This is a genomic window from Bordetella pertussis 18323, from assembly GCF_000306945.1.
Lineage (GTDB): Bacteria > Pseudomonadota > Gammaproteobacteria > Burkholderiales > Burkholderiaceae_B > Bordetella > Bordetella pertussis.
In genome coordinates, this window is sequence record NC_018518.1 from 3,942,423 (window position 1) to 3,965,410 (window position 22,988).

Sequence of the window (22,988 nt, forward strand, 5' to 3'; positions counted from 1 at the left end):
GCAACCGGAGGTCCGCATGTCCGCACTGCTGCAAGCCAACCAGGCCACGCTGCTCATCGTGGACATGCAGGGCCGCCTCATGCCCGCCATCCACGACGGCCAGGCCGTGCTGGCCGCCGCGCACAAGCCGGCGCAGGCGGCCCGCCTGCTGGATGTCCCCGTGGTGGCCACCGAACACCATGCGCGCATGCTGGGCGTCACGGTGGCGCCGCTGGACACGCAGATCCAGGCCCGTTTCCCCAAGATGCATTTCTCGGCCACGCGCGAGCCCGGTTTCACCGCCTGGCTGCCGCCGGCCCGCAAGACCATACTCGTGGCCGGCTGCGAAGCGCACATCTGCGTGCTGCAAACCGTGCTGGGCCTGCTCGAGGAAGGCTACCGCGCCTTGCTGGTCTCGGATGCCGCCGGCTCGCGCAAGCCGGCCGATCACCATGCGGCCTTGCGCCGCGCGCGCGGCGCCGGCGCCGAAATCGTCACCACCGAGATGGCGATTTTCGAATGGATGGAAACTTGCGAACATCCCAAGTTTCGCGACGTGTTACGTTTGGTCAAATGAACGCGCGTTCCGGCAACAACCTGCCTGCATCCGGGCGGGATTGCCTACCCATTGACACAATTCCTGGGCAAACCTAACAGCATCCGGTGCAGTATTTTGCGATTCTGTAGGCTCTAAGTTTCATGGGACGCGCTTTGTGCGTGTTGCGCTCGCTTCGCTGCTGGTGCGCTATCCCGGCACAAGAATAGGAGCTTGTTATGAAGATCGGTACCCTCTCCAAAGCCTGCATGGCCGCCTTGCTGGCCGTTTCCATGGCCGGCTGCTCGTCCTGGGACAGCATGAGCCGCCGCCAGAAGAGCACCGTGGGCGGTGCCGCACTGGGTGGCGTGGCGGGCGCCGTGATCACCAACGGCGGCATTCTCGGCACGGTCGGCAGCGCCGCCATCGGTGGCGTGATCGGCGACCAGGTCGGCAAGTAGATCCGCGCCCCGCGCCTCAACTCCGCGCCTCAACGAGAAACCCGGCTTCGGCCGGGTTTTTCGTGGCTGCCGAGGCGCCGTCGGGGGAGGCGGCCGGCATGGGTTCAGCGGGTGGCTGTCCCGCGTGCGGGAGCAAGATTCAGCGGGAGCCTTGTATCTTTCCTCCGGTGGTGATTAGCTATCACCACCGCGCGCCGATGACCGCGAGTTGGTGCCCAAAGCGAGGACTTTGTGGGACAGATAGCGGCTCGGCAGCGCACTGCTGGGCCGGCGAGACACTGGACGGTATCGTAGGGCGAGGACCCTGTATGTACAAGGCAAGTGGGCGCAGTGGCTGACAGCAGTTTGTTATCTGCAGGAGGCCAAGTCCATGTTTTCATAGGTATTGATGTATCAAAGGCCAAGCTGGATTGCACGTTGCTGACGGCTGAGGCTGACAAGCGTAAGACCAAGGTGGTGGTCAACACCGCCGCGGGCGTACAAGCCCTGCTGGCGTGGTGCGCCAAACACGGCGCACAGCCGGCGCAGTTGCACGCCATCCTGGAGCCTACGGGTCTGTATCACGAGCAAGCGGCCACGGCGCTGCCCCAGGTCCGGGTCTCTTTGGTCAATCCCGCCCAGGCCCGGGACTTTGCCAAGGCCTTGGCGCTGCGCTCCAAAAATGATGCGCTCGACAGCTACGTGCTGGCTCGCTATGGACAGACGCTGAGCCCGGCGCTGTGGCACCCGGCGCCCTTGCATGCGCGTCAACTGCGCGCCTTGTTGACGCGACGCGAGGCGCTGAGCAAGGATCTGTTGCGTGAGCTCAATCGCAAAGAGAAGAGCCAGTTCAGCCCCTCGGCGCCCTTGGTCGATGGTTCCATCGACAAGGCCATCGCGTTCTTGCGCGAACAGATCAAACAAATCGAGCGGGCGATCGATCAGCACATCGACAACCACCCCGACCTCAAGCAAGACTGCGAGCTGCTGAACTCCATCCCCGCCATCGGGCCTCAGGCCGGCAACGCCATCCTGGCCGTCATGCACAATCGGCATATCGACTCCGCCCAGAGCCTGGCCGCCTATCTCGGGGTGGTCCCTGTGCAGCGCCAATCCGGCAGCAGTCTGAACAGCTGCGCACGCCTGTCCAAAGCCGGCCCCTCCCAGGTGCGCGCCACGTTATACATGGCGGCCCTGGTTGGGACCCGCCACAACCCCCACATCCGCGCCCTTTACCAGCGCCTGCTCAAAGCAGGAAAAAGCAAAAAGGCCGCGCTGGGCGCGGCCATGAGAAAACTGGTGCATCTGTGCTTCGGGGTCCTCAAAAACCGCATCCCCTACCAGCCCAATTACGCCATGAACGGTTGACTGCCAAGACGGTATCTGTCCCCCGTGCGGGGACCAAGATTCAGCGGGCGGCTGTCCCGTGTGCGGGGACCAAGATTCAGCGGGTGCCTGTCCCCCGTGCGGGGACAGGCACCCGAGTATTCAGTTTTGCGGCATTTCGATCTTGACCTCGAGCACTTCCAGGGTGTCCTGGCGTTCGAGGTGGACCTTGATGTCTTCGGGGTCGATCTTGACGTATTTCGAAATGACGGCAACCAGCTCCTGCTGCAGTTGCGGCAGGTAGTCCGGCGAGTCGCCGCGGCCGCGCTCGTGGGCCAGGATGATCTGAAGACGTTCTTTGGCGACGCTGGCCGAGGACTTCTTCTGACCGAGCAGAAACGACAGGAAGGACATTGCTTACTTTCCCCCGAACAGCCGCTTCAACAAGCCAGGCTTTTCATAGTCGGTAAAGCGCAGCGAGCGTTCTTCGCCCAGGAAGCGCGCCACGACGTCCTTGTAGGCTTCGGAGACGTCGGTATCTTTGAGGTGGATGGCGGGCAGGCCCTGGTTGGAGGCCTGCAGCACGGCTTCGGATTCCGGGATCACGCCGATCAGCTTGATGCGCAGGATATCCTCGATGTCGCTCAGCGACAGCATTTCGCCGTCGTTGACGCGCTTGGGGTTGTAGCGGGTCAGCAGCAGGTATTCCTTGACCGGCTCGTCGCCCTGCACGGCGCGGCGCGACTTGGCGGCCAGGATGCCCAGGATGCGGTCGGAGTCGCGCACCGACGATACTTCGGGGTTGGTCACGACCAGCGCGTCGTCGGCGAAATAGGCGGCCATCAGCGCGCCCGCCTCGATACCGGCGGGCGAGTCGCAGACGATGTAGTCGAAGCCCATTTCCTTGAGCTCGTCGATCACCTTCTCGACGCCTTCCTGCGTCAGCGCGTCCTTGTCGCGGGTCTGCGAGGCGGGCAGGATGAACAGGTTCTCGAGTTGCTTGTCCTTGATGAGCGCCTGCTTGAGGGACGCCTCGCCCTGGATCACGTTGACGAAGTCGTAGACGACGCGGCGCTCGCACCCCATGATGAGGTCCAGGTTGCGCAAGCCGACATCGAAGTCGATGACAGCGGTCTTGTGGCCTCGCATTGCGAGGCCAGCGGAAAAGCTGGCGCTGGTGGTGGTCTTGCCCACCCCGCCCTTGCCGGAAGTCACCACAACAATACGTGTCATGACGCTCGAACCCTTATTTATGTGCGTACAAATCGCGTTATCGTAAAGCAAAAAGCGTATGAAGGCTTCTTACAAGATGTAGGCAGTCGTATGCCGTTCGCCTGGTGTCGTTTCAACCCTTCAGCGCCTCGATGCGCAAGGTGTCGCCGTCGAGCCGCACCAGGGCCGGCTGGTTATGCAACGCCCGGTCCAGTTTGTCCTCCACCACCCGGTACACGCCGGCCACGGCCAGCAGTTCGGCATCGAGCTGCGTGGTGAAGATGCGCGCCGAGGTGTCGCCGCGCGCGCCGGCCATGGCCTTGCCGCGCAGCGGGCCGTACACGTGCACGTTGCCGTCGGCGATGACTTCGGCGCCCTGGCTGACCATGCCGATCACGATCAGGTCGGTATGGCGCGCATAGACGCGCTGGCCCGAGCGCAGGGGCTTGGTGATGACCAGCGCCGACGAGGACTGGGGCGGCGTGGCGGTAGGGCGGTTGGCTTCGGTGGTCTCGCGCGCCGCGCGCGTCGGCACCGACTCGGGGTTGTGCGCGGGCGCTTCGTCGGCCTGCTCGCCGTCCGCTTCGTCGTCCTGCGGGCCGGCCTTGGCCGTGGCCTCGGCGGTCGCCTCGGGCACGGACGGCACCGGCGTGGCCACATCGTTGGGCGGCGCCGTGTCGATCACCTGGGGCGCGCGGGCCACCGAGGTCGACAGCTCGACCGGCACCAGTCCGGCATCGCGGGCGCCCTGCAGGTTGGCGCCCTCGGCCACCACGCCGATGGGCGGCAGATTGTGGTCGGCCAGGGCCTGCAGCAGGGCGGGCCAGTCCACCGGCGCATCGACGCGGGTGGCATCGATGACCACCGGCTCGTTCTCGAAGAAGCTGCCGGCATCGGCCATGCGCTTGTCCAGCGCGGCGCGCAGGCGAGTGGTGTCGGCATCGTGCAGCACCACGCGAATGGCATAGAGCGTGGCGCTCTTGAAGTCCAGGGCGAGGGATTCAGTGTTCATGGATTGGAATGGAAGCGCCGGCCGCCGGCCCGAAGCGGAGGGCGGCCGGCGACAGCGGATTGTCGGGCATGATAACCCGGCCAGCGCCGCGCGGAGCGTCCTGGCGCGCGGTCAGGCCGCCTGCCAGGAGTCGCGCAGGGTCACGATGCGGTTCAGGACCGGCGCCTCGGGGCGGGAGTCCTTGCTGTCCACCGTGAAATAGCCCAGCCGCTCGAACTGCCACGTGGCGCCAGGGACGGCCTCGATGCCCGGCTCCAGCCAGGCCTGCACGGTCTGCTTGGAATTGGGGTTCAGGCAGGCCAGGAAGTCCTTGTCGCCGCCGTCGGGATGCGCGTCGGCGAACAGCCGGTCGTACAGGTGTACCTGGGCCGGTACGGCGTGGGCCGCGCTCACCCAGGTGATATTGCCCTTGACCTTGACGCTGTCGGCGCCCGGCGTGCCGCTCTTGGTGTCCGGCAGGTATTCGGCCTGCACTTCCACGACCTTGCCTGATTCGTCCTTGGTAAAGCCGGTGCAGCGCACCACGTAGCCGTACTTCAGCCGCACCGTGTTGCCGGGAAACAGGCGGAAGTACTTCTTGGGCGGCTCTTCGCGGAAGTCGTCCTGCTCGATCCACAGCTCACGCGTGAACGGGAATTCGCGCACGCCGGCCTGCGGATCGTGCGGGTTGCGCGGGGCCGAGCAGGTCTCGCTGCGGCCTTCCGGGTAATTGGTGATCACCAGCTTGAGCGGGTCCAGCACCGCGACCGAGCGCGGCGCCACCGGGTCGAGGTCGTCGCGCACCGCCTGCTCGAGCAGGCTGTAGTCGATGCGCGAATCCGACTTCGATACCGCGGTGCGGTCGCAGAACAGCCGGATCGAGGACGGCGTGTAGCCGCGCCGGCGCAGGCCGAACAGCGTCGGCATGCGCGGGTCGTCCCAGCCATCCACGTAGCCTTCGCGCACCAGTTGCAGCAGCTTGCGCTTGCTGGTGACCACGTAGGTCAGGTTCAGCCGGGCGAACTCGTACTGGTGCGGCAGCGGGCGCGCCAGCTTGCCCAGCTCGGCCAGGCGCGCCAGGATCCAGTCATAGAACGGCCGCTGGTCTTCGAATTCCAGCGTGCAGATGCTGTGGGTGATGCCTTCCAGGGCGTCTTCCACCGGATGGGCCCAGCTGTACATCGGGTAGATGCACCATGCGTTGCCGGTGCGGTGGTGGGTGGCATGGCGCACGCGGTACATGACCGGGTCGCGCAGGTTGATGTTGGGCGAGGCCATGTCGATCCGGGCGCGCAGCACCAGGCTGCCGTCGGGATGCTTGCCGTCGCGCATCTCGCGCAGGCGCAGCAGCGACTCGTCGGCCGGGCGGTCGCGCCATGGCGAGTCGGTGCCCGGCTCGGTCAGCGTGCCGCGGCTGGCGCGGATCTCTTCGGCGCTTTGCTCGTCGACGTAGGCGTGGCCGGCCTGCACCAGCGCCTCGGCGAACTCGTACATGAATTCGAAGTAGTCGCTGGCGAAATACAGGTTGTCATTGCCATCGGCCTGCCAATCGAAGCCCAGCCAATGCACGGCCTCGATGATGGCGTCGACGTACTCCTGCTCTTCCTTCTCGGGGTTGGTGTCGTCGAAGCGCAGGTGGCAGACGCCGCCGTAGTCGCGCGCCAGCCCGAAGTTCACGCAGATGCTCTTGGCGTGGCCGATGTGCAGGTAGCCGTTGGGCTCCGGCGGAAAGCGGGTGCGGATGCGCGCCGGGTCGGGCTGTCCCTGTGCCTGCAGCGCGGCCGGGCCGGGTTTGCCGGCCCACAGTTTGCCCTGGAAGCGGTTCGCTTGCAGGTCGTCTTCGATGATCGGGCGCAGGAAATTGCTGGCGGCAGGCGGCGTCGGGGCGTGGGTCATTCTGAAAGAATAGGAAAAAGCGGCGACAAAGAGTCAATTTTGCCACGTTCGCGCGGAAACACTGTTGCAAGCCGTCCCCCACATGCCGGAAACAGGCTCTAAACTACCGCCCATCATGAATATCCCTCCACTCCTGCTGGCACGCGCGCAGTTCACGGCAAGCCTGGGCTTTCTGGCGCTGTTCCTGGCGATATCGCTGGCGCTGGCCTGGCTGCTGCTGTTCTTCAAGCTGCGCGCCCGCTGGTCGGGACAGTCCGGCTGGACGGCCGCCTACCGCTTCTGGGTGCGCATCTTCGCGCTGGCGTTCGTGCTGGCGCTGGCCTGCGCGGTGCCGGTGCTGATCCAGCTGGGCAGCCTCTGGTCGGGCCTGATGGACAAGATCGGCAACCTGGCCGGTCCCTTGCTGGGCTACGGCGTGCTGTCGATCTTCATCGTCAAGTCGTGCTTCCTGGGCGTGATGCTGTTTGGCCAGCGCCGGGTCTCCGACGCCGCCCATACGCTGGCCGTGCTGATGGTGGCGATCGGGCAGCTGGTGGCGGTGGGCTGGGTGCTGGCCCTGTTTTCCTGGCTGCAGACGCCTGACGGCGCGGTCCTGATCGACGGCCGCTACCAGGTATACGACTGGCGCGCGGTGGTCCTGAATCCGTCGTTCGGCTGGCGCCTGGGCCTGACCGTGCTGGGCGCTTTCCTGACGGCCGGGTTCCTGATGCTGGGCGTGACCGCCATGCAGGCCCTGCGCCGCCCGCTGGACGACGGCGAGCGCCACGCCTTTCGCGCCGGCCTGACCGTCGCGCTGCTGGCCTCGCTGCTGCTGGGGCCGGTGGCCGCCGGCATGGGCGAGGTCACGGCGCGCCTGCAGCCGGCCAAGGCCGCCGCCGCGGCGGGCTTCTGGCACAGCGGCGCCGAGCCCGAGCTGGTGGTGTTCGGCTGGCCCAGCGCCCGCGCCCAGGCCAACCTGGCCGCGGTCTCGCTGGCCGGGGCGGGCGGGCGCTGGCTGCACCGCGACGCTTCGCTCGGCTACCTGGGCCTGGACAAATTCTCCGGCATGCAGCCGCCCGTGGCCTTCACGTTCTGGTCCTTGCGGCTGGCGCTGGGACTGGGCCTGCTGATGCTGGCGGCCTCGTGCGCCACCCTGGCGCTGACCTGCCGGCGCGGTTTCGATCCGGTGGCCCTGCCGCGCTGGTGGCTGCGCGTGCTTTCGCTGCTGATGTTCGCCGGCGCGCTCGGAGTCGTGGCCACCTGGTGCTACGACCTGGCCGGCATGCAGCCGTATGCCGTCAATCGCGCCGTGACCCAGTCCGAAGTGCTGGGGCCGGTGACCACGCCCGCGCTGCTCTACAGCCTGGCCGGCCATATCGCGCTGTACGCCGTGCTGCTGGCCGCGTTCGTGGGCATGCTGTTTCACGCCGCGCGCTATGGCGTGGTGCCCGTGCGCAAGACCGGAGGATCCTCATGATCGCGACCCTGGCCGCCTCGCTGGGCCTGAGCCCCGACGATCCCTCGTTCTGGATGCCGCTGGTTTTCGTCGGGCTGTTGCTGCTGCTGATGGCGGCCGGCATCGTGCTCGACGGATTCGACATCGGCGTCGGACTGCTGCTGCAGCTGGCGCCCTCGGAAGAGCGCGGCCGCATGATGGGCCTGCTCAGCCCGTGGCGCGATGCCAACGAGTTCTGGCCGCTGCTGGGGCTGGGGCTGTTCGTCTCGGCGTTCCCGTTCGCCTGGGGGGGGGGGTGCTGGGCAAGCTGTTCGGGCCATTGACCGTGATGGCGCTGGGCATGGTGTTGCGCAGCGTGTCGTTCGAGTTCCGTATCCGCGCCCGCACCGAGATCAAGCCGCGCTGGATCTTCGGGTTCTGGGTGGGGTCGCTGCTGACCGCGCTGGGCCAGGGCATGGTGCTGGGGCGCATCGCCACCGACTACCAGGCCGACTCCGGCTACGGCTGGTTCGCCTTCTTCGTCGGGCTGTGCGTCATGGCCGCGTATGCGCTGCTGGGCGCGTGCTGGCTGGTCATGCGGGTCGACGGCGAGCTGCAGCGGCGCGCCGCCGGCTGGGCGCGGCACTCGATCCGCTGGACCGCCGCCGGCATGGTGGCCATCGCCGTGACGCTGGGCCTGGCCAACGCCGGCATCTTCTACAAATGGAGCAATACGGCCCACCTGGGCGTGGCCGCCATGGTCTGGGCCCTCATGCTGCTGGGCTTCGTGGCGGCCGAGATGCTGCTGGCGCGGCTGCCGGGCAAGGCCGACGGCTTCAGCTGGCTGCCGTTCGTCCTGTGCGTGATGCTGTTCGTGCTGATGCTGTGCGGCCTGGCCTACAGCTTCTTCCCGTACCTGATCCTCGACGACATGACCATCTGGGATGGCAGCGGCGCGCTGGATTCCATGCGGCTGGTGCTGGCCGGCACCATGATCGGGGTGCCCGTGGTGCTGGTATTCAACATCCTGGCGTACCGTTCGGTGTTCGGCAAGGAACGCCGGCCGGTGCCGCTCTTGCCGCCGCCGGGCGCCTGACGGCGCGGCCGGCGGGTCAAGCCTTCGCAAGCGGCAGGGTAATGCGCACCAGCAGGCCGCCCGAGGGCGCCTGGCGCAATTCGAGCCCGCCGCCGTGGGCGCGCGCGATGGCCTCGGCCAGCGCCAGCCCCAGGCCGACGTTGCCGGTGCGCGTGCGGGCGTCGTCCAGCCTCGCGAAGGGCCGCAGCGCCTCGGTGCGCCGCTCGGGCGCGATGCCGGGCCCGTGGTCCGACACTTCCAGCACCGCCATGTCCGCGTCGCGCCGCAGGCTGACCTCGACCGGCGGCGCGCCATGATGCAGGGCGTTGCCGATCAGGTTGTCCAGCAGGCGGCCCAGCGCCACCGCGTCTGCCTGTATGCCCAGCGCGCCATTGTCGGGCGCCTGCAGGCGGATGTCGGTGCCCGCACCCTGCCATGCGCCCACGCGCTCGGCCAGCCATTCGCCCAGCGCCAGCGGCGCGTAGCGGTAGGCGGCCGGGTCGGTGCCGCGCACGAAGCCGATGAACTGGTCGACCATGTGCTGCATGTCCTGCAGGTCCTTGCGCAATCCTTCCTTGAGCGTCGGGTCGTCGGCCATTTCGATGCGCAGCCACATGCGCGACAGCGGCCCCTTCAGGTCGTGCGGCAGCCCTGACAGCAGCGTGCGCCGCACCGAGTCGGACTCGGCCAGCGCGTCCAGCATGGCGTTGAAGCGTTCGCCCAGCACGCGCGTTTCATGCGGCCCCGAGGGTTCGACGCGCTGGGGCTGGCCGGCGGCCAGCTGGTCGGCGGCGTCGGCCAGGCGCGTGAGCGGCCGCGTGATGTGCCACGAAAACCAGGCGGCCAGCAGCAGCACCAGCCCGATCCCGCCGACCCAGAATGCGATCAATGGGGTGGCGACGGGCGGATCCAGGCGTTCGAGCGGGATGACCAGCCATTCGCGCAGCGGCGGCGCGTCGTCGGGCGAGGGGCTGGGCGCCAGCGAGATGAAGATTTCCGGCCGGGGGCCGCGCGACAGCGCCACACGGGTGCCGTCGCTGAGACGCTCGTTGAGTTCGCTGACCAGGCCGCGCAGGTCGCGCCGGATGTCGTCGGGCGGCGGATGGCGGCGTTCGTACTCGCGCCGCATCCGCTCGCGCTCGGCCTCGTCTTCCTGGGGGCCGCGATGCCAGCGCTGCAGCCGCGCGTCGGCCGGCAGCGAGCGCGACCAGAGCCGCCACTGGTTGCCGGAAGCCTGGCGCACGAACTCCGCGCGTTCGTCGGTCGGCACCTGCGACAGCGAGGCGCGCAAGGTGCGGATGGTGGTGGCGATGTAGTCGATCGCCACGTCTTCCATGAATTTGTGCCGGAAATAGGACACCGTGGCCAGCGTGGCGGCCTGCGCCAGCAGGACCGAACCCAGCACCAGCAGGATCAGGCGCATGCGCAGCGAGCGCGGCGCCGGCAGGCGGAGCAGTTTCATCAGGGCGAAAACCGGTAGCCGATGCCCCACACGGTCTGGATCCAGCGCGGCTGCTTCGGGTCTTCCTCGATGGCGCGCCGCAGGCGCAGGATGGCGATATCGATGGCGCGGTCGTTGCGCTCGCCGCCGTCGTCGTCGCGCGCCAGCGCCAGCGCCAGCAGGCGTTCGCGCGAGAGCGGCTTGCCGGCATTGCGTACCAGCGCTTCGAGCAGGTTGATTTCGCCGCCGGTCAGCTTGACCGGCGTGTCATCGCGCAGCAATTGCCGCGTGGCAGGATCGAATACGAAGGGCCCGAAGCTGACCGGGGCGTCCTTGGTCAGGGCCGAGGGGCCGCGCTTGCGCCGCAGCACGGCTTCGATGCGCGCCAGCAGCTCGCGCGGGTCGAAGGGCTTGCCGAGGTAGTCGTCGGCGCCGGCTTCCAGGCCGATGATGCGGTCCACGGCTTCGTCGCGCGCCGTCAGCAGGATGACGGGGATGTCTTCGCCCTGGTCGCGCAGGCGGCGGCAGGCGTCGGCGCCGTCGCCGCCCGGCAGCATGCGGTCCAGGACGAGCAGGTCGGGGGCGTAGCGCGTGATGCGCGCGGCGAGGTCGCTGGCGTCGGGCGCCAGCAGGGTGTCGTAGCCATGCCGGTTGAGGTAGTCGGCCAGCAGTTGCCGCAAGGCGGGGTCGTCGTCGACGACCAGCAGCTTGGTATGAGGATTGTCCATGTTCGCATAGTGACGCGGCGCCCCGGGCGCCGCAAGAGGCGGGAAATCGACTGAAACGGACAGCGCCGGCGAAGCCGGCGCGCGCGGACGTAAAATCAGGCCCGTTGGCCGCCGCGCCGGGTCAGTTCCCGTGCCGATTTATCAAGAAAGTTTACAGATGCCTCGCTCGGGAATTCCTACACTGGTGCGCGTGATGCTTGCCTGCGAACGCGAACACAGAGGCGTCTCGCGCGTGGCGGTGGCCGCTGTCCTGGCCGGCAATATGGCGCTGGCGGCCTGCGCCATGCCCGATCCGCCGGATATCTCCAGGGCCCCGGCGGGCCTCGAGGCCGGCCCCGAGCCTGCCGCGATCGACACCACCCCGCCCGAGACGGCGGCCCCCCGGCCCGCCGGGCGGGCCTATGCGCGCGCGGCCGACGACGTCGCCCGCTACGGCATCTCCGTGCTGGCGCCGGCCAGCTCGCAGCCGGTCGCGCTGGCGCCGGTGCTGCAGGAGCGCGCCATTCCCGAACCCTGCCGCATGCTGCCGGCGGAAACCGGCGCCGACGCCTCGGTGCACGCGGCCGCGCCGGCGCTCGGGCATGACCCCGCCGTGCCGTTGCCGCCTGCCGGCGACGGCGCCGATGCGCCCGCCAGCATGCCCCTGGGCTGCGAGGACTTGTTTCCCGACGTGCCGCCGGCCGAGCCGAACTACTCCTTCGGTCTCGAAACCGACGACCTGGCGGGCAAGCGTTCGGTCTACCTCATGACCGGCGTGGCCCAGCCGCGCAGGCCCTGGTTTTCCTCCGCCAGCGCCGTGCCCACCGTCAGCTACGGCGACCGCAGCTGGGTCTACCGGCCCGTGACCGGCCCTTCGCTGGCCATGGGCAACGTCGTTTCCAAGGCGCCGGGCTGGGGCAGCACGGCGCCGATCGGCGGCGTGCAACTCAGCGACCGGCTCTCCCCCGGCGGGCTGCTGCCCGAGGGGCAACTGGGTTATTCGTCGGTGTTCGGGCGCCTGAACAACATGGATCCGGCCGCCACCTCGGGCGCGGTCGACTATGGCGCCTCGGCGGGCAGCGGCATGGTCCGCTACGGGCTGACCCCCAGCCTGACGCTGGAAGGGCAGATGCAGTCGGCGCCTTCGCTGACCACGCGCGGCGTGGGCACCACTTACGCGGCGGGCGAACTGGGCACCTTCCAGGCCGGCGCCACCCAGAGCACCTTCGACGCGGTCAACGCCTGGCGCTACCGGTTCGGCTACAACGTCAACCTGGCCGACGACGCGGTCACGCTGGGCGTGGCGACCGAGGAAGTGGGCGCCGGCTTCGGCGACCTGGCCAGTTTCCAGGACGGCGGCTTCGCCCATCGGCAGATGCGCAATACCTTGTCGGCCGGCGTGCCGATCAGCGGGTGGGGCACGCTAAGTGTGAAGATTCAATAGGTTGTATGCATGGTTCATCCGAACCGGATTTGAGAAACTGGAAATCGCCACCCCCCCAGTTCACTCAAGGAGCCCGGCCGGATGAACACCCATAAGCATGCCCGATTGACCTTCCTACGTCGACTCGAAATGGTCCAGCAATTGATCGCCCATCAAGTTTGTGTGCCTGAAGCGGCCCGCGCCTATGGGGTCACCGCGCCGACTGTGCGCAAATGGCTGGGCCGCTTCCTGGCTCAGGGCCAGGCGGGCTTGGCCGATGCGTCCTCGCGCCCGACGGTCTCGCCCCGAGCGATTGCGCCGGCCAAGGCGCTGGCTATCGTGGAGCTGCGCCGCAAGCGGCTGACCCAAGCGCGCATCGCCCAGGCGCTGGGCGTGTCAGCCAGCACCGTCAGCCGCGTCCTGGCCCGCGCCGGTCTGTCGCACCTGGCCGACCTGGAGCCGGCCGAGCCGGTGGTGCGCTACGAGCATCAGGCCCCCGGCGATCTGCTGCACATCGACATCAAGAAGCTGGGACGTATCCAGCGCCCTGGCCACCGGGTCACGGGCAACCGACGCGATACCGTTGAGGGGGCCGGCTGGGACTTCGTCTTCGTGGCCATCGATGACCACGCCCGCGTGGCCTTCACCGACATCCACCCCGACGAGCGCTTCCCCAGCGCCGTCCAGTTCCTCAAGGACGCAGTGGCCTACTACCAGCGCCTGGGCGTGACCATCCAGCGCTTGCTCACCGACAATGGCTCGGCCTTTCGCAGCCGCGCCTTCGCCGCGCTGTGCCATGAGCTGGGCATCAAGCACCGCTTTACCCGACCTTACCGCCCACAGACCAATGGCAAGGCCGAACGCTTCATCCAGTCGGCCTTGCGTGAGTGGGCTTACGCTCACACCTACCAGAACTCCCAACACCGAGCCGATGCCATGAAATCCTGGCTACACCACTACAACTGGCATCGACCCCACCAAGGCATCGGGCGCGCTGTACCCATCTCCAGACTCAACCTGGACGAATACAACCTATTGACAGTTCACAGCTAAGCGGCACCTACCAGGCCAGCGGCATGGGCGTGGACAGCGTCACCGAGCGGCGCTTCGGCCTGCAGCACAGCATGCTGCTGGCGCCCAGCGTGAAGTTCGCGGTGGGCGCGGACCGCGACGTCATCTCCGGCGACTACGAAATGCGGGCCAATATCAGCATGCCGGTGGACGCCTTCATGCGCGGGCGCTGGCTGGGTTTCTAGCCGGCGGCCGGGGCGATTAGGGACAGGCCGGCGCTGGGGCTTAAAATCCCCGCCATGATGCATCTGCCTGCTACCCATGTCTGACCCGCGCGCCCTGGGCGTGCTTGCGCGCGTTTTCGGTTACGAATCCTTCCGTGGCGACCAGCAAGCCATCGTCGAGCACGTCATCGGCGGCGGCGACGCGCTGGTGCTGATGCCTACCGGCGGCGGCAAGTCGTTGTGCTACCAGGTGCCCGCGCTGGTGCGCGAAGGCACCGGTATCGTGGTTTCCCCCCTGATCGCCCTGATGCAGGACCAGGTCGACGCCCTGACCGAACTGGGGGTGCGGGCCGCGTTTCTCAATGCCACCCAGGATTGGCGCGTGGCGCGCGAGGTCGAGCAGGCATTCCTGGCCGGCGAGCTGGACCTGCTCTACGTGGCGCCGGAGCGCCTGCTGACCGACCGCTGCCTGCAATTGCTCGAGCGCGGGCGCATCGCCCTGTTCGCCATCGACGAGGCGCACTGCGTCTCGCAATGGGGGCATGATTTCCGGCCCGAATACCTCGGGCTGTCGATGCTGCACGAGCGCTGGCCCGAGGTGCCGCGCATCGCGCTGACGGCCACCGCCACCGCGGCCACGCGCAGCGAGATCGCGCAGCGCCTGGCCCTGGACGAAGCCCGCCATTTCGTGGCCAGCTTCGACCGTCCCAATATCCGCTACCGCATCGTCGAGAAGAACGAAGTGCGGCGCCAGCTGCTGGATCTCATCCGCAGCGAGCACGAAGGCGAATCGGGCGTGGTGTACGGCCTGTCGCGCGCCCGCGTCGAGGAAACCGCCGACTTCCTGTGCGCCAATGGCGTCAACGCCTTGCCCTACCATGCCGGTCTGAGCCCGGCGGTGCGCGCCGCCAACCAGGCGCGCTTCCTGCGCGAGGATGGCATCGTCATGGTGGCCACCATCGCCTTCGGCATGGGCATCGACAAGCCCGACGTGCGTTTCGTGGCGCACATCGACCTGCCCAAGTCGGTCGAAGGCTACTACCAGGAAACCGGCCGGGCCGGCCGCGACGGGCTGCCGGCCTCGGCGTGGCTGGCCTATGGCCTGCAGGACGTGGTGCAGCAACGCCGCATGATCGACGAGTCGCCCGGCGACGATGCCTACCGGCGCCGGCTCGGCCAGCAGCTCGATGCCATGCTGGGCCTGTGCGAAACCGTCGAATGCCGGCGCGTGCGCCTGCTGGCTTACTTCGGGCAGACCATCACGGCTTGCGGCAACTGCGACGTCTGCCTCGAACCGCCGCAGGCCTGGGACGGCACGGTCGCCGCGCAGAAAGTGCTGTCGGCCGTGTACCGCCTGTGGAAGGAGCGCGGCCAGCGCTACGGCGCCGGCCATATCATCGATATCCTGCGCGGCAAGAGCACCGACCGCACGCGCCAGCACGACCACGAAACCCTGAGCGTATTCGGCGTGGGCGCCGACCTGTCCGAGAATGCCTGGCGCGGCGTGCTGCGCCAGCTGCTGGCCCAGGGCCTGCTGGCGGTCGATCACGAGGGTTTCGGCACCCTGGCGCTGACCGAGGGCAGCCGCGCCGTGCTCAAGGGCGAGCATCAGCTCATGCTGCGCCGCGAGGCCGAGAAAAAGCCGCGCAGCTCGCGCGCGGGCGCCCGCGCGCGGCCCGACCCCATCGACCTGCCGGCCGAGGCCAAGCCGGTGTTCGAGTCGCTGCGCAGCTGGCGCGGCGAGGTTGCCAAGAGCAACGGGGTGCCGGCCTATGTGATCTTCCACGATGCCACCCTGCGCGAGATCGCGCTGGCCCGGCCGGAGTCGCTGGACGATCTCAGCCACATCAGCGGCGTGGGGGCGCGCAAGCTGCAAGCCTACGGCGAGGAAATCCTGCGCTGCGTGCAGCGCCCGTAGCGGCCTACTTGCTGAACAGCTCGCCCGTGCCGCCGCTCGCCGCGGCCGGCGGGGTCAGCCCCAGGTGGCGCCAGGTCGTCAGCGTGGCGGTGCGGCCGCGCGGCGTGCGCTGCAGGTAGCCGTGCTGGATCAGATACGGCTCGATGACGTCTTCGATGGTGTCGCGCTCTTCGCCGATCGCCGCCGCCAGGCTGTCCACGCCGACCGGGCCGCCGTCGAACTTGTGCACGATGGCTTCGAGCAGCTTGCGGTCCATGACATCCAGGCCCTGCGGGTCCACATCCAGCATGGCCAGCGCGCGGCCGGCGGCGTCCTGGTCGATCACGCCGTGAGACTTGACCTGCGCATAGTCGCGCACGCGCCGCAGCAGGCGGTTGGCGATACGCGGCGTGCCGCGCGAGCGGCGCGCCACTTCGTGCGCGCCGTCGGCGGTGATGTCGGCGTTGAGCAGGCTGGCGCTGCGCGTGACGATGCGGGCCAGTTCGTCGGTGTTGTAGAACTCCAGCCGCGACACGATGCCGAAGCGGTCGCGCAGCGGATTGGTCAGCATGCCGGCGCGGGTGGTGGCGCCCACCAGCGTGAAGGGTTGCAGGTCCAGCTTGACGCTGCGCGCGGCCGGGCCTTCGCCGATCAGGATGTCGATCTGGAAGTCTTCCAGCGCCGGATAGAGGATTTCCTCGACCACCGGCGACAGGCGGTGGATCTCGTCGATGAACAGGACGTCGTTGCGTTCCAGGTTGGTCAGCAGCGCCGCCAGGTCGCCCGGGCGCTCCAGCACGGGGCCGGACGTCTGGCGCAGCTGCACGCCCATTTCGTGCGCGATGATGTGCGCCAGGGTGGTCTTGCCCAGGCCCGGCGGGCCGAACAGCAGGACATGGTCGAGCGCCTCGCCGCGCTTGCGCGCGGCCGCGATGAAGATCTCCAGCTGTTCGCGCGCGCGCTGCTGGCCGACGTATTCTTCCAGCGCCTTGGGCCGCAGGGCGCGTTCGATCGACTCCTCGTTGGGCGACACCGGTTGCGGCGCGACAATGCGGGGAGAATCGGGCAGGGAAGAGAGCGAGTCGGACTGAATGGCCATAAATTCGGATCTGGGCGTGCGCGAAAGGCATCGTACACCACCCGGGCAGGCCTTGCGCCCGCCGGGCGCCGGCGATAGCGATATGATGCGGCAATCGCAGTCCGCCCATCGAGGATTCCCCCATGCAGCCCCAATTGCCCACTTACGCCGACGTCGAGCAGGCGGCCGCCACGCTGGCTGGCGTGGCCCATCGCACGCCCGTGCTGACCTCGGCCACCGCCGACGCCATGGCCGGCGCGCAGGTCTTTTTCAAGTGCGAGAACTTCCAGCGCATGGGGGCGTTCAAGTTCCGCGGCGGCTACAACGCCATCGCCCGCCTGACGCCCGAACAGCGCCGCGCCGGCGTGGTGACATTTTCGTCGGGCAACCATGCCCAGGCCATCGCCCTGGCCGCGCGCCTGCAGGGCGTGCAGGCCACCATCATCATGCCGCAGGACGCGCCGGCGGCCAAGCGCGCGGCCACCGAGGGCTACGGCGGCCGGGTCGTCACCTACGACCGCTACAGCGAGGACCGCGAGGCCATCGCGCGCCGCTTGCACGAAGAAACCGGCGCCACGCTGATCCCGCCCTATGACCACGCCGACGTGATCGCCGGGCAGGGGACCGCCGCCAAGGAACTGTTCGACGAGGTCGGCGAACTCGACTTCCTGTTCGTGTGCCTGGGCGGCGGCGGACTGCTGGCGGGCTCGGCCCTGGCGGCGCGGGCCCTCAGCCCGGCCTGCCGCGTCTACGGCGTCGAGCCGGCGGCCGGCAACGACGGCCAGCAATCCTTGCGCAAGGGCGAGATCGTCACCATCGCCGCCCCCAAGTCGATCGCCGACGGCGCGGTCACGACGCACCTGGGCCGGCTGACCTTCGCCATCATCCAGCAGCAGGTGGCGGACATCCTGACCGTCAGCGATGCCGAACTGGTGCAAAGCATGAGGTTCTTCGCCGAGCGCATGAAAATGGTGGTCGAACCCACCGGCTGCCTGGCCGCCACCGCCGCGTTGCGCAAACTCATCCCCGAGGCGGCCGGCAAGCGCGTCGGCGTCATCATCAGCGGCGGCAACGTCGACCTGCCGGTCTACGCGCGCCTGCTGGCCGACTGAGCGCGCCCTTGCGGGCGCGCCCGGGGCAGGGCAGAATGGGCCGGTCGACAATGATGCTACAGGGGGCTGCGCGATGCGTATCCTTGTCATCGGCGGAACCGGCTTCATCGGCCGTCATCTGGTTGCGCGCCTGGCGGCGCAAGAGCACAAGGTCCTGGTGCCGACGCGCCGCTACAACAAGGGGCGGGACCTGCAGGTGCTGCCCACGGTCACCCTGATCGAAGCGGACGTGCACGACGACGCCGAGCTGGACCGGCTCATGCACCGGTGCGATGCGGTCGTCAACCTGGTGGGCGTGCTGCATGGGGGCCGCGGACGTCCCTACGGCGCCGGCTTCGCCCGCGCGCACGTGCTGTTGCCGGAGCGCATTGCCCAGGCCTGCGTGCGCAACGGCGTGGCGCGCATGTTGCACGTCAGCGCGTTGGGCGCCGACAGCGGCGGCCCCAGCATGTACCTGCGCTCCAAGGGCGACGGCGAGGCCGCCATCCAGCGCGTGTTCGGCGCCACGGGCGGCTGGACGCTGTTCCGGCCCTCGGTGGTGTTCGGTCCCGACGACAACTTCACCCGGATGTTCGCGCGGCTGGCGCGCCTGTTCCCCGTCCTGCCGCTGGCCGGCGCGCGTTCGCGCATGCAGCCGGTCTATGTGGGCGACGTGGCCGACGCCATGATGGCGGCGCTGGCCAACGGCCATACGGCCGGCAAGATCTACGAGCTGTGCGGCCCGCAGGTCTACACCCTGGGTGAAATCGTGCGTTTGTGCGCGCTCTGGAGCGGCCACCCGCGGCCGGTATGCGAAATGCCGATGGCGCTGGGCCGGATGCAGGCGCTGTTGTTCGAATGCCTGCCCGGCGATCCGCTGGTCTCGCGCGACAACCTGGATTCGCTCACGCGCGACAACGTGGCCAGCGGCGCCGCGCCCTCGGGGTTGGCCGCGCCGCCCGCCGCGCTGGAGGCGGTCGCGCCGGCCTACCTGGCGCGGCGCTAGGGGCGCGGCCCGCCGGTCCTAGCGGACCAGGGCCTTGAGCGCCAGGCGGATGCCTTCCGACACGTCCACCCCGTCGGGCAGCTTCTTGAGCGCCGCCTGGGATTCCTTGTCGGAGTAGCCCAGCGCCAGCAGCGCGTTGAGGATATCGCTCTGGTGGCCGCTGGCCGCGTGCGGGGTGGCGCCGATGTCCGCGCCCAGCTTGCCGCGCATCTCCAGCAGCAGGCGCTCCGCGGTCTTCTTGCCGATGCCCGGCACGCGCGTCAGGCGCCCGGTCTCCTGCAGCGTGATGGCCTGCGACAGCTCGGCCACCGAGAGCCCCGACAGGACCGCCAGCGCGGTGCGCGCGCCGATGCCGGTCACCTTGATCAGCTCGCGGAACGTGCTGCGCTCGGCGCTGCTGCCGAACCCGTACAGCAGCTGCGCATCCTCGCGCACCACCAGGTGGGTGAACAGGGTGACCCGCGCGCCGGTCTCGGGCAGCGCATACAGGGTGCTCATGGGGACATCGATTTCATAGCCCACTCCGTTGACGTCGACACAGACGACGGGCGGCGATTTCTCGATGAGGGTTCCGGTAATGCGTCCGATCATGGGGTGACAGGCCAGGATGAGGGCGCCGCCACGGCGGCGGCGTTTGCCCGCATTCTATACGCAGCGCCGCCGCGCCGCGCTCAGCCGACCAGGCGGCCGTTGCGCAGGCGCGGGCGGCTGCCCAGTTGCGCGGCCGTGCCCAGGCGGTCCAGCTTGTCGTGCAGCGGGCCGACGTGGGCATGGCAAATGGCGCAGGCCAGCGCGTCGGCCGAATCGGGCGCGGGCGTGCCGTCCAGCGACAGCAGGCGCTGCACCATCATCTGCACCTGCTCCTTGGCCGCGCGGCCGGTGCCCATGACGGCTTTCTTGATCTGCAGCGCGGTGTACTCGTGCACGTCCAGCGCGCTGTCGGCCAGCGCGCACAGGGCCGCGCCGCGCGCCTGTCCCAGCAGCAGCGTGGAGGCCGGGTTGGTGTTGAGAAAGACGATTTCCAGCGCGGCGACGTCGGGCCGGGTCTCGCGCGCGACTTCGCGCAGGTTGTCGAGGATGACCTTCAGGCGTTCGGGCAGCGCCAGCGCCGGCGGGACCACGATGGTCCCGCTGGCGACGTAGCGCAGGCGCATGCCCTCGGCATCGATGACGCCAAAGCCGGTGCGGCGCAGGCCGGGGTCGATGCCGAGTACGCGCATCAGTGGCGGAAGTGGCGCGTGCCGGTCAGGACCATGGCGATGCCATGCTCGTCCGCCGCCGCGATCACTTCGTCGTCGCGCACGCTGCCGCCGGGCTGGATGACGCAGGTCGCGCCCGCCGCCACCACCACGTCCAGGCCGTCGCGGAAGGGGAAGAAGGCGTCCGAGGCGACCGCCGAACCGCGCAGGGTCAGGCCCGCGTTCTCGGCCTTGATCGAGGCGATGCGGGCCGAGTCGATGCGGCTCATCTGGCCGGCGCCCACGCCCAGCGTCATGCCGCCGCCCACGAACACGATGGCGTTGGACTTGACGTACTTGGCGACCTTCCAGGCAAACGCCAGGTCGTTCATTTCCTGCTCGGTGGGCTGGCGCTTGCTGACCACTTTCAGCGCGTCGCGCGGCACGTTGTAGGCGTCCGGGCTCTGCACCAGCCAGCCGCCGCCCACGCGCTTGATGTCGAAGGCATTCTGGCCCGGGCCGGCCGGCACTTCCAGCACGCGTACGTTCTTCTTGGCCGCCAGGATGGCCAGCGCCGCGCCGTCGTAGGCGGGGGCCAGCAGCACTTCCAGGAACTGGCCGCTGACCGCTTCGGCGGTGGCGGCGTCGACCGGGCGGTTGAAGGCGATGATGCCGCCGAAGGCCGAGGTCGGGTCGGTCTTGAAGGCCTGCTGGTAGACGTGCAGCGTGCCGTCGCCGATCGCCACGCCGCACGGGTTGGCGTGCTTGACGATGACGCAGGCGGTGCTGTCGAAGCTGCGCACGCATTCCCAGGTCGCGTCCGCGTCGGCGATGTTGTTGTACGACAGCTCCTTGCCCTGCAGCTGGCGATAGTTGCCCAGCAGGCCCGCCGGACGCTGCGCGTCGACGTAGAACGCCGCGGTCTGGTGCGGGTTCTCGCCGTAGCGCAGCGCCTGCTCCTGGCGCACCTGGATGGTCAAGGTGCCCGGCCATTCGTTGCGCGCGGGCACCGCGTCCTGGGCCGGCGCGGCCTCGGCCAGGCTGGTCAGGTAGGCGGCGATGGCGCCGTCGTAGGCGGCGGTATGGCTGTAGACCTTGGCCGCCAGCTCCAGGCGCAGCGCGTACGAGGTGCTGCCGCCCTGGTCCATCTGGGCCAGCACGCGCGAGTAGTCGGCCGGATCGATCACGACCGTCACCCCGCCGGCGTCGGTGCCATGGTTCTTGGCGGCGGCGCGCAGCATGGCCGGGCCGCCGATGTCGATGTTCTCGATGGCGTCGGCGAAGGTGCAGTCGGGCTTGGCCACGGTTTCGCGAAACGGATACAGGTTGACCACCAGCATATCGATGCGATCGATGCCGCAGGCGGCGATCGTATCCATGTGCTCGGCGCTGTCGCGCCGCGCCAGCAGGCCGCCGTGGATCTTGGGATGCAGCGTCTTCACGCGGCCTTCCAGGATTTCCGGCGAACCGGTGTGCTGGGCGACCTCGGTGACGGCCAGGCCGGCTTCGGACAGCAGGCGGGCGGTTCCTCCGGTCGACAGCAGGCGCACGCCGCGAGCGGTCAGGGCGCGGGCGAATTCGACGATGCCGGTCTTGTCGGACACCGAGAGCAGGGCGGTTTCGATTTTCATGTCAGCAGGCAGGTGGGGCGCCGCCGTCGCGGGCGAGCAGGGCGCGGGATACGGGAAAAGGGCGATGTTCTACGGCTGGATGTTGTGCGCCAGCAGCTTCTTGCGCAGGGTGTTGCGCGTGATGCCGAGCATTTCCGATGCCCGCGACTGGTTGCCGCCGGAGCGTTCCAGGGCCACTTCGAGAACCGGGCGCTCCACGCAGCGCATCACCATGTCCCACATGTCGTGGGGCTCGGAATCGCCCAAGTCTTCGAAATAGCGCTCCAGGCTGGCGCGCACGCATTCTTCCAGGACATCTTTCTTGCTCATTTTGAGTGCAGAGTGTTTTTATGTTGGTGGTGACTGGCGGTCATGCCGCCAGCAGGGGTTGCGCCACAAAGGCCTGCTGGTCGCGGCCCTCGCGCAAAATGGTGTCGAACCAGTCGGCCACCGCGCGCCATTGCTCGCGCGTGTTGTCGATCTGGTTCATGCGGGCGCAGAACGCGGCTGCGCCCGGCAGGTCGTCCAGGTACCAGCCTATGTGCTTGCGCGCCGTGCGTACGCCGGTGTGTTCGCCATAGAAGCGGTAGTGGTCGTCTAGGTGTTCGAGCAGCAGGTCGCGCATCTCGCCGTACGACGGCGGCGCCAGCCTGGCGCCGGTGCGCAGGTAGTGGTCGATCTCCCGGAATATCCAGGGACGCCCCTGCGCGGCCCGGCCGATCATGACGGCGTCGGCGCCAGTGTAATCCAGGACCTGGCGCGCTTTCTCGGGCGAATCGATATCGCCGTTGGCGATAACGGGAATCTTCAGTTCGGCCTTGACGGCCCGTATCGTGTCGTACTCGGCCTGTCCGGTGTACAGGTCGGCGCGGGTGCGGCCATGCAGGGTCAGGGCGGCGATGCCCGCCTGTTCGGCCAGGCGGCCCACCCGCAAGGCGTTGCGGTGCTCGCGGTCCCAGCCGGTGCGGGTCTTGAGCGTCACCGGCACGCCCAGCGGCGCGCAGGCTGCCACCACGGCCTCCAGGATGCGGACGATCAGGTCTTCGTGGCGCAGCAGCGCCGAGCCGGACGCCACGTTGCACACCTTCTTGACCGGGCAGCCCATGTTGATGTCGATGATGCGGGCGCCCTTGGCGACATTGAAAGCGGCGGCTTCCGCCATCATCGTGGGGTCAGCGCCGGCGATCTGCACCGAAATCGGGTCTATCTCGCCCTCATGGTTCAAGCGGCGCGAGGTCTTGACGCTGTCCCACAGCCGCGGGTTGCTCGCGGCCATTTCCGAGACCGCATAGCCCGCCCCCAGCCGCTTGCAGAGCTGGCGGTAGGGACGATCCGTCACCCCGGCCATCGGGGCGACCAGAACGTTGTTGGGAAGGGACCAGGGACCGATGCGCATGCGCACATTTTAACCGCCTTGCGTCCATCCCCATTTTTCCAGATCGCGCGGGCCCTGT

General features: G+C 68.6%; 21 protein-coding genes and 2 pseudogenes. 11 read left to right on the plus strand and 12 right to left on the minus strand.

Features of this window, described 5'->3' with window-relative positions:
* Positions 1-16 precede the first annotated feature (16 nt).
* The 3 genes from BN118_RS18770 to BN118_RS18780 all read left to right on the plus strand — a co-directional run bounded on the left by BN118_RS18770 (position 17) and on the right by BN118_RS18780 (position 2,322).
* Positions 17-556 carry an isochorismatase family protein gene (locus tag BN118_RS18770; RefSeq protein ID WP_014906125.1) on the plus strand — a complete coding sequence of 180 codons (540 nt, stop codon included), beginning with the start codon at positions 17-19 and terminating at the stop codon, positions 554-556.
* 197 nt (positions 557-753) lie between these two features.
* Positions 754-975, plus strand: a complete 222-nt coding sequence (locus BN118_RS18775; protein ID WP_014906126.1) for a glycine zipper 2TM domain-containing protein — start codon at positions 754-756, stop codon at positions 973-975.
* Positions 976-1,305: 330 nt separating this feature from the next.
* Positions 1,306-2,322 (plus strand): IS110-like element IS1663 family transposase, encoded by a 1,017-nt coding sequence (locus tag BN118_RS18780; protein ID WP_010930525.1) that lies wholly within the window; start codon positions 1,306-1,308, stop codon positions 2,320-2,322.
* 120 nt (positions 2,323-2,442) lie between these two features.
* Here the strand turns inward: BN118_RS18780 and minE are convergent, their stop codons facing one another.
* The 4 genes from minE to BN118_RS18800 all read right to left on the minus strand — a co-directional run bounded on the left by minE (position 2,443) and on the right by BN118_RS18800 (position 6,379).
* Complete coding sequence (gene minE / locus BN118_RS18785; RefSeq protein WP_003814252.1) at positions 2,443-2,694, minus strand: cell division topological specificity factor MinE; 252 nt, start codon at positions 2,692-2,694, stop codon at positions 2,443-2,445.
* Positions 2,695-2,697: 3 nt separating this feature from the next.
* On the minus strand, positions 2,698-3,513 hold the full coding sequence (gene minD / locus BN118_RS18790) for a septum site-determining protein MinD (RefSeq protein ID WP_003814250.1): 816 nt from the start codon (positions 3,511-3,513) through the stop codon (positions 2,698-2,700).
* Between the two features lie 112 nt (positions 3,514-3,625).
* Positions 3,626-4,504: a septum site-determining protein MinC gene (gene minC / locus BN118_RS18795; RefSeq protein ID WP_010931362.1), complete on the minus strand. Its 879-nt coding sequence runs from the start codon at positions 4,502-4,504 to the stop codon at positions 3,626-3,628.
* 111 nt (positions 4,505-4,615) lie between these two features.
* Positions 4,616-6,379 carry a glutamine--tRNA ligase/YqeY domain fusion protein gene (locus tag BN118_RS18800; RefSeq protein ID WP_003820957.1) on the minus strand — a complete coding sequence of 588 codons (1,764 nt, stop codon included), beginning with the start codon at positions 6,377-6,379 and terminating at the stop codon, positions 4,616-4,618.
* Positions 6,380-6,494: 115 nt separating this feature from the next.
* Here BN118_RS18800 and BN118_RS18805 point away from each other — a divergent pair, with 115 nt between their 5' ends.
* On the plus strand, positions 6,495-7,835 hold the full coding sequence (locus BN118_RS18805; RefSeq protein WP_010931361.1) for a cytochrome ubiquinol oxidase subunit I: 1,341 nt from the start codon (positions 6,495-6,497) through the stop codon (positions 7,833-7,835).
* Positions 7,832-8,889, plus strand: a pseudogene (locus BN118_RS18810) (cytochrome d ubiquinol oxidase subunit II). The gene BN118_RS18805 and the pseudogene BN118_RS18810 overlap by 4 nt, the downstream one beginning before the upstream one ends.
* Before the next feature lie 16 nt (positions 8,890-8,905).
* On the opposite strand, the gene risK reads toward BN118_RS18810, so the two are convergent.
* Both risK and BN118_RS18820 read right to left on the minus strand, forming a co-directional pair.
* Entirely contained in the window at positions 8,906-10,330 is a 1,425-nt protein-coding gene (gene risK, locus BN118_RS18815) for a sensor histidine kinase RisK (protein ID WP_010927010.1), read from the minus strand.
* Positions 10,330-11,037: a response regulator gene (locus BN118_RS18820; protein ID WP_014906127.1), complete on the minus strand. Its 708-nt coding sequence runs from the start codon at positions 11,035-11,037 to the stop codon at positions 10,330-10,332. Before BN118_RS18820 ends, risK begins: the two co-directional genes overlap by 1 nt.
* A gap of 157 nt (positions 11,038-11,194) precedes the next feature.
* Between BN118_RS18820 and BN118_RS18825 the strand changes: the two genes are divergently transcribed.
* The 4 genes and pseudogenes from BN118_RS18825 to recQ all read left to right on the plus strand — a co-directional run bounded on the left by BN118_RS18825 (position 11,195) and on the right by recQ (position 15,592).
* Complete coding sequence (locus tag BN118_RS18825) at positions 11,195-12,460, plus strand: fimbrial protein (RefSeq protein WP_227914943.1); 1,266 nt, start codon at positions 11,195-11,197, stop codon at positions 12,458-12,460.
* Between the two features lie 81 nt (positions 12,461-12,541).
* Entirely contained in the window at positions 12,542-13,492 is a 951-nt protein-coding gene (locus tag BN118_RS18830) for an IS481-like element IS481 family transposase (RefSeq protein ID WP_005012067.1), read from the plus strand.
* Positions 13,489-13,695 (plus strand): annotated as a pseudogene (locus BN118_RS18835) (fimbrial protein); the annotation flags it as partial. The gene BN118_RS18830 and the pseudogene BN118_RS18835, both read left to right, overlap by 4 nt.
* Positions 13,696-13,771: 76 nt before the next feature.
* On the plus strand, positions 13,772-15,592 hold the full coding sequence (gene recQ / locus BN118_RS18840; protein WP_010931467.1) for a DNA helicase RecQ: 1,821 nt from the start codon (positions 13,772-13,774) through the stop codon (positions 15,590-15,592).
* 4 nt (positions 15,593-15,596) lie between these two features.
* Here the strand turns inward: recQ and ruvB are convergent, their stop codons facing one another.
* Complete coding sequence (gene ruvB, locus BN118_RS18845) at positions 15,597-16,670, minus strand: Holliday junction branch migration DNA helicase RuvB (protein WP_010931466.1); 1,074 nt, start codon at positions 16,668-16,670, stop codon at positions 15,597-15,599.
* A 122-nt stretch (positions 16,671-16,792) separates the two neighbouring features.
* Between ruvB and BN118_RS18850 the strand changes: the two genes are divergently transcribed.
* Positions 16,793-17,761, plus strand: coding sequence for a threo-3-hydroxy-L-aspartate ammonia-lyase (locus BN118_RS18850; RefSeq protein WP_003814230.1), 969 nt, complete (start codon positions 16,793-16,795; stop codon positions 17,759-17,761).
* Positions 17,762-17,834: 73 nt separating this feature from the next.
* On the plus strand, positions 17,835-18,746 hold the full coding sequence (locus BN118_RS18855) for a complex I NDUFA9 subunit family protein (protein WP_010927008.1): 912 nt from the start codon (positions 17,835-17,837) through the stop codon (positions 18,744-18,746).
* Positions 18,747-18,764: 18 nt separating this feature from the next.
* Here BN118_RS18855 and ruvA read toward each other — a convergent pair whose 3' ends face one another.
* The 5 genes from ruvA to dusB form a co-directional block, all read right to left on the minus strand.
* On the minus strand, positions 18,765-19,337 hold the full coding sequence (ruvA, locus tag BN118_RS18860) for a Holliday junction branch migration protein RuvA (protein ID WP_003814226.1): 573 nt from the start codon (positions 19,335-19,337) through the stop codon (positions 18,765-18,767).
* Between the two features lie 80 nt (positions 19,338-19,417).
* Entirely contained in the window at positions 19,418-19,966 is a 549-nt protein-coding gene (gene ruvC / locus BN118_RS18865; protein WP_010931465.1) for a crossover junction endodeoxyribonuclease RuvC, read from the minus strand.
* Entirely contained in the window at positions 19,966-21,555 is a 1,590-nt protein-coding gene (gene purH, locus BN118_RS18870; RefSeq protein WP_014906128.1) for a bifunctional phosphoribosylaminoimidazolecarboxamide formyltransferase/IMP cyclohydrolase, read from the minus strand. Before purH ends, ruvC begins: the two co-directional genes overlap by 1 nt.
* A 69-nt stretch (positions 21,556-21,624) precedes the next feature.
* Positions 21,625-21,864, minus strand: a complete 240-nt coding sequence (locus BN118_RS18875) for a helix-turn-helix domain-containing protein (protein WP_003814221.1) — start codon at positions 21,862-21,864, stop codon at positions 21,625-21,627.
* 40 nt (positions 21,865-21,904) lie between these two features.
* Positions 21,905-22,930, minus strand: coding sequence for a tRNA dihydrouridine synthase DusB (gene dusB / locus BN118_RS18880; RefSeq protein ID WP_023995141.1), 1,026 nt, complete (start codon positions 22,928-22,930; stop codon positions 21,905-21,907).
* Positions 22,931-22,988 lie beyond the last annotated feature (58 nt).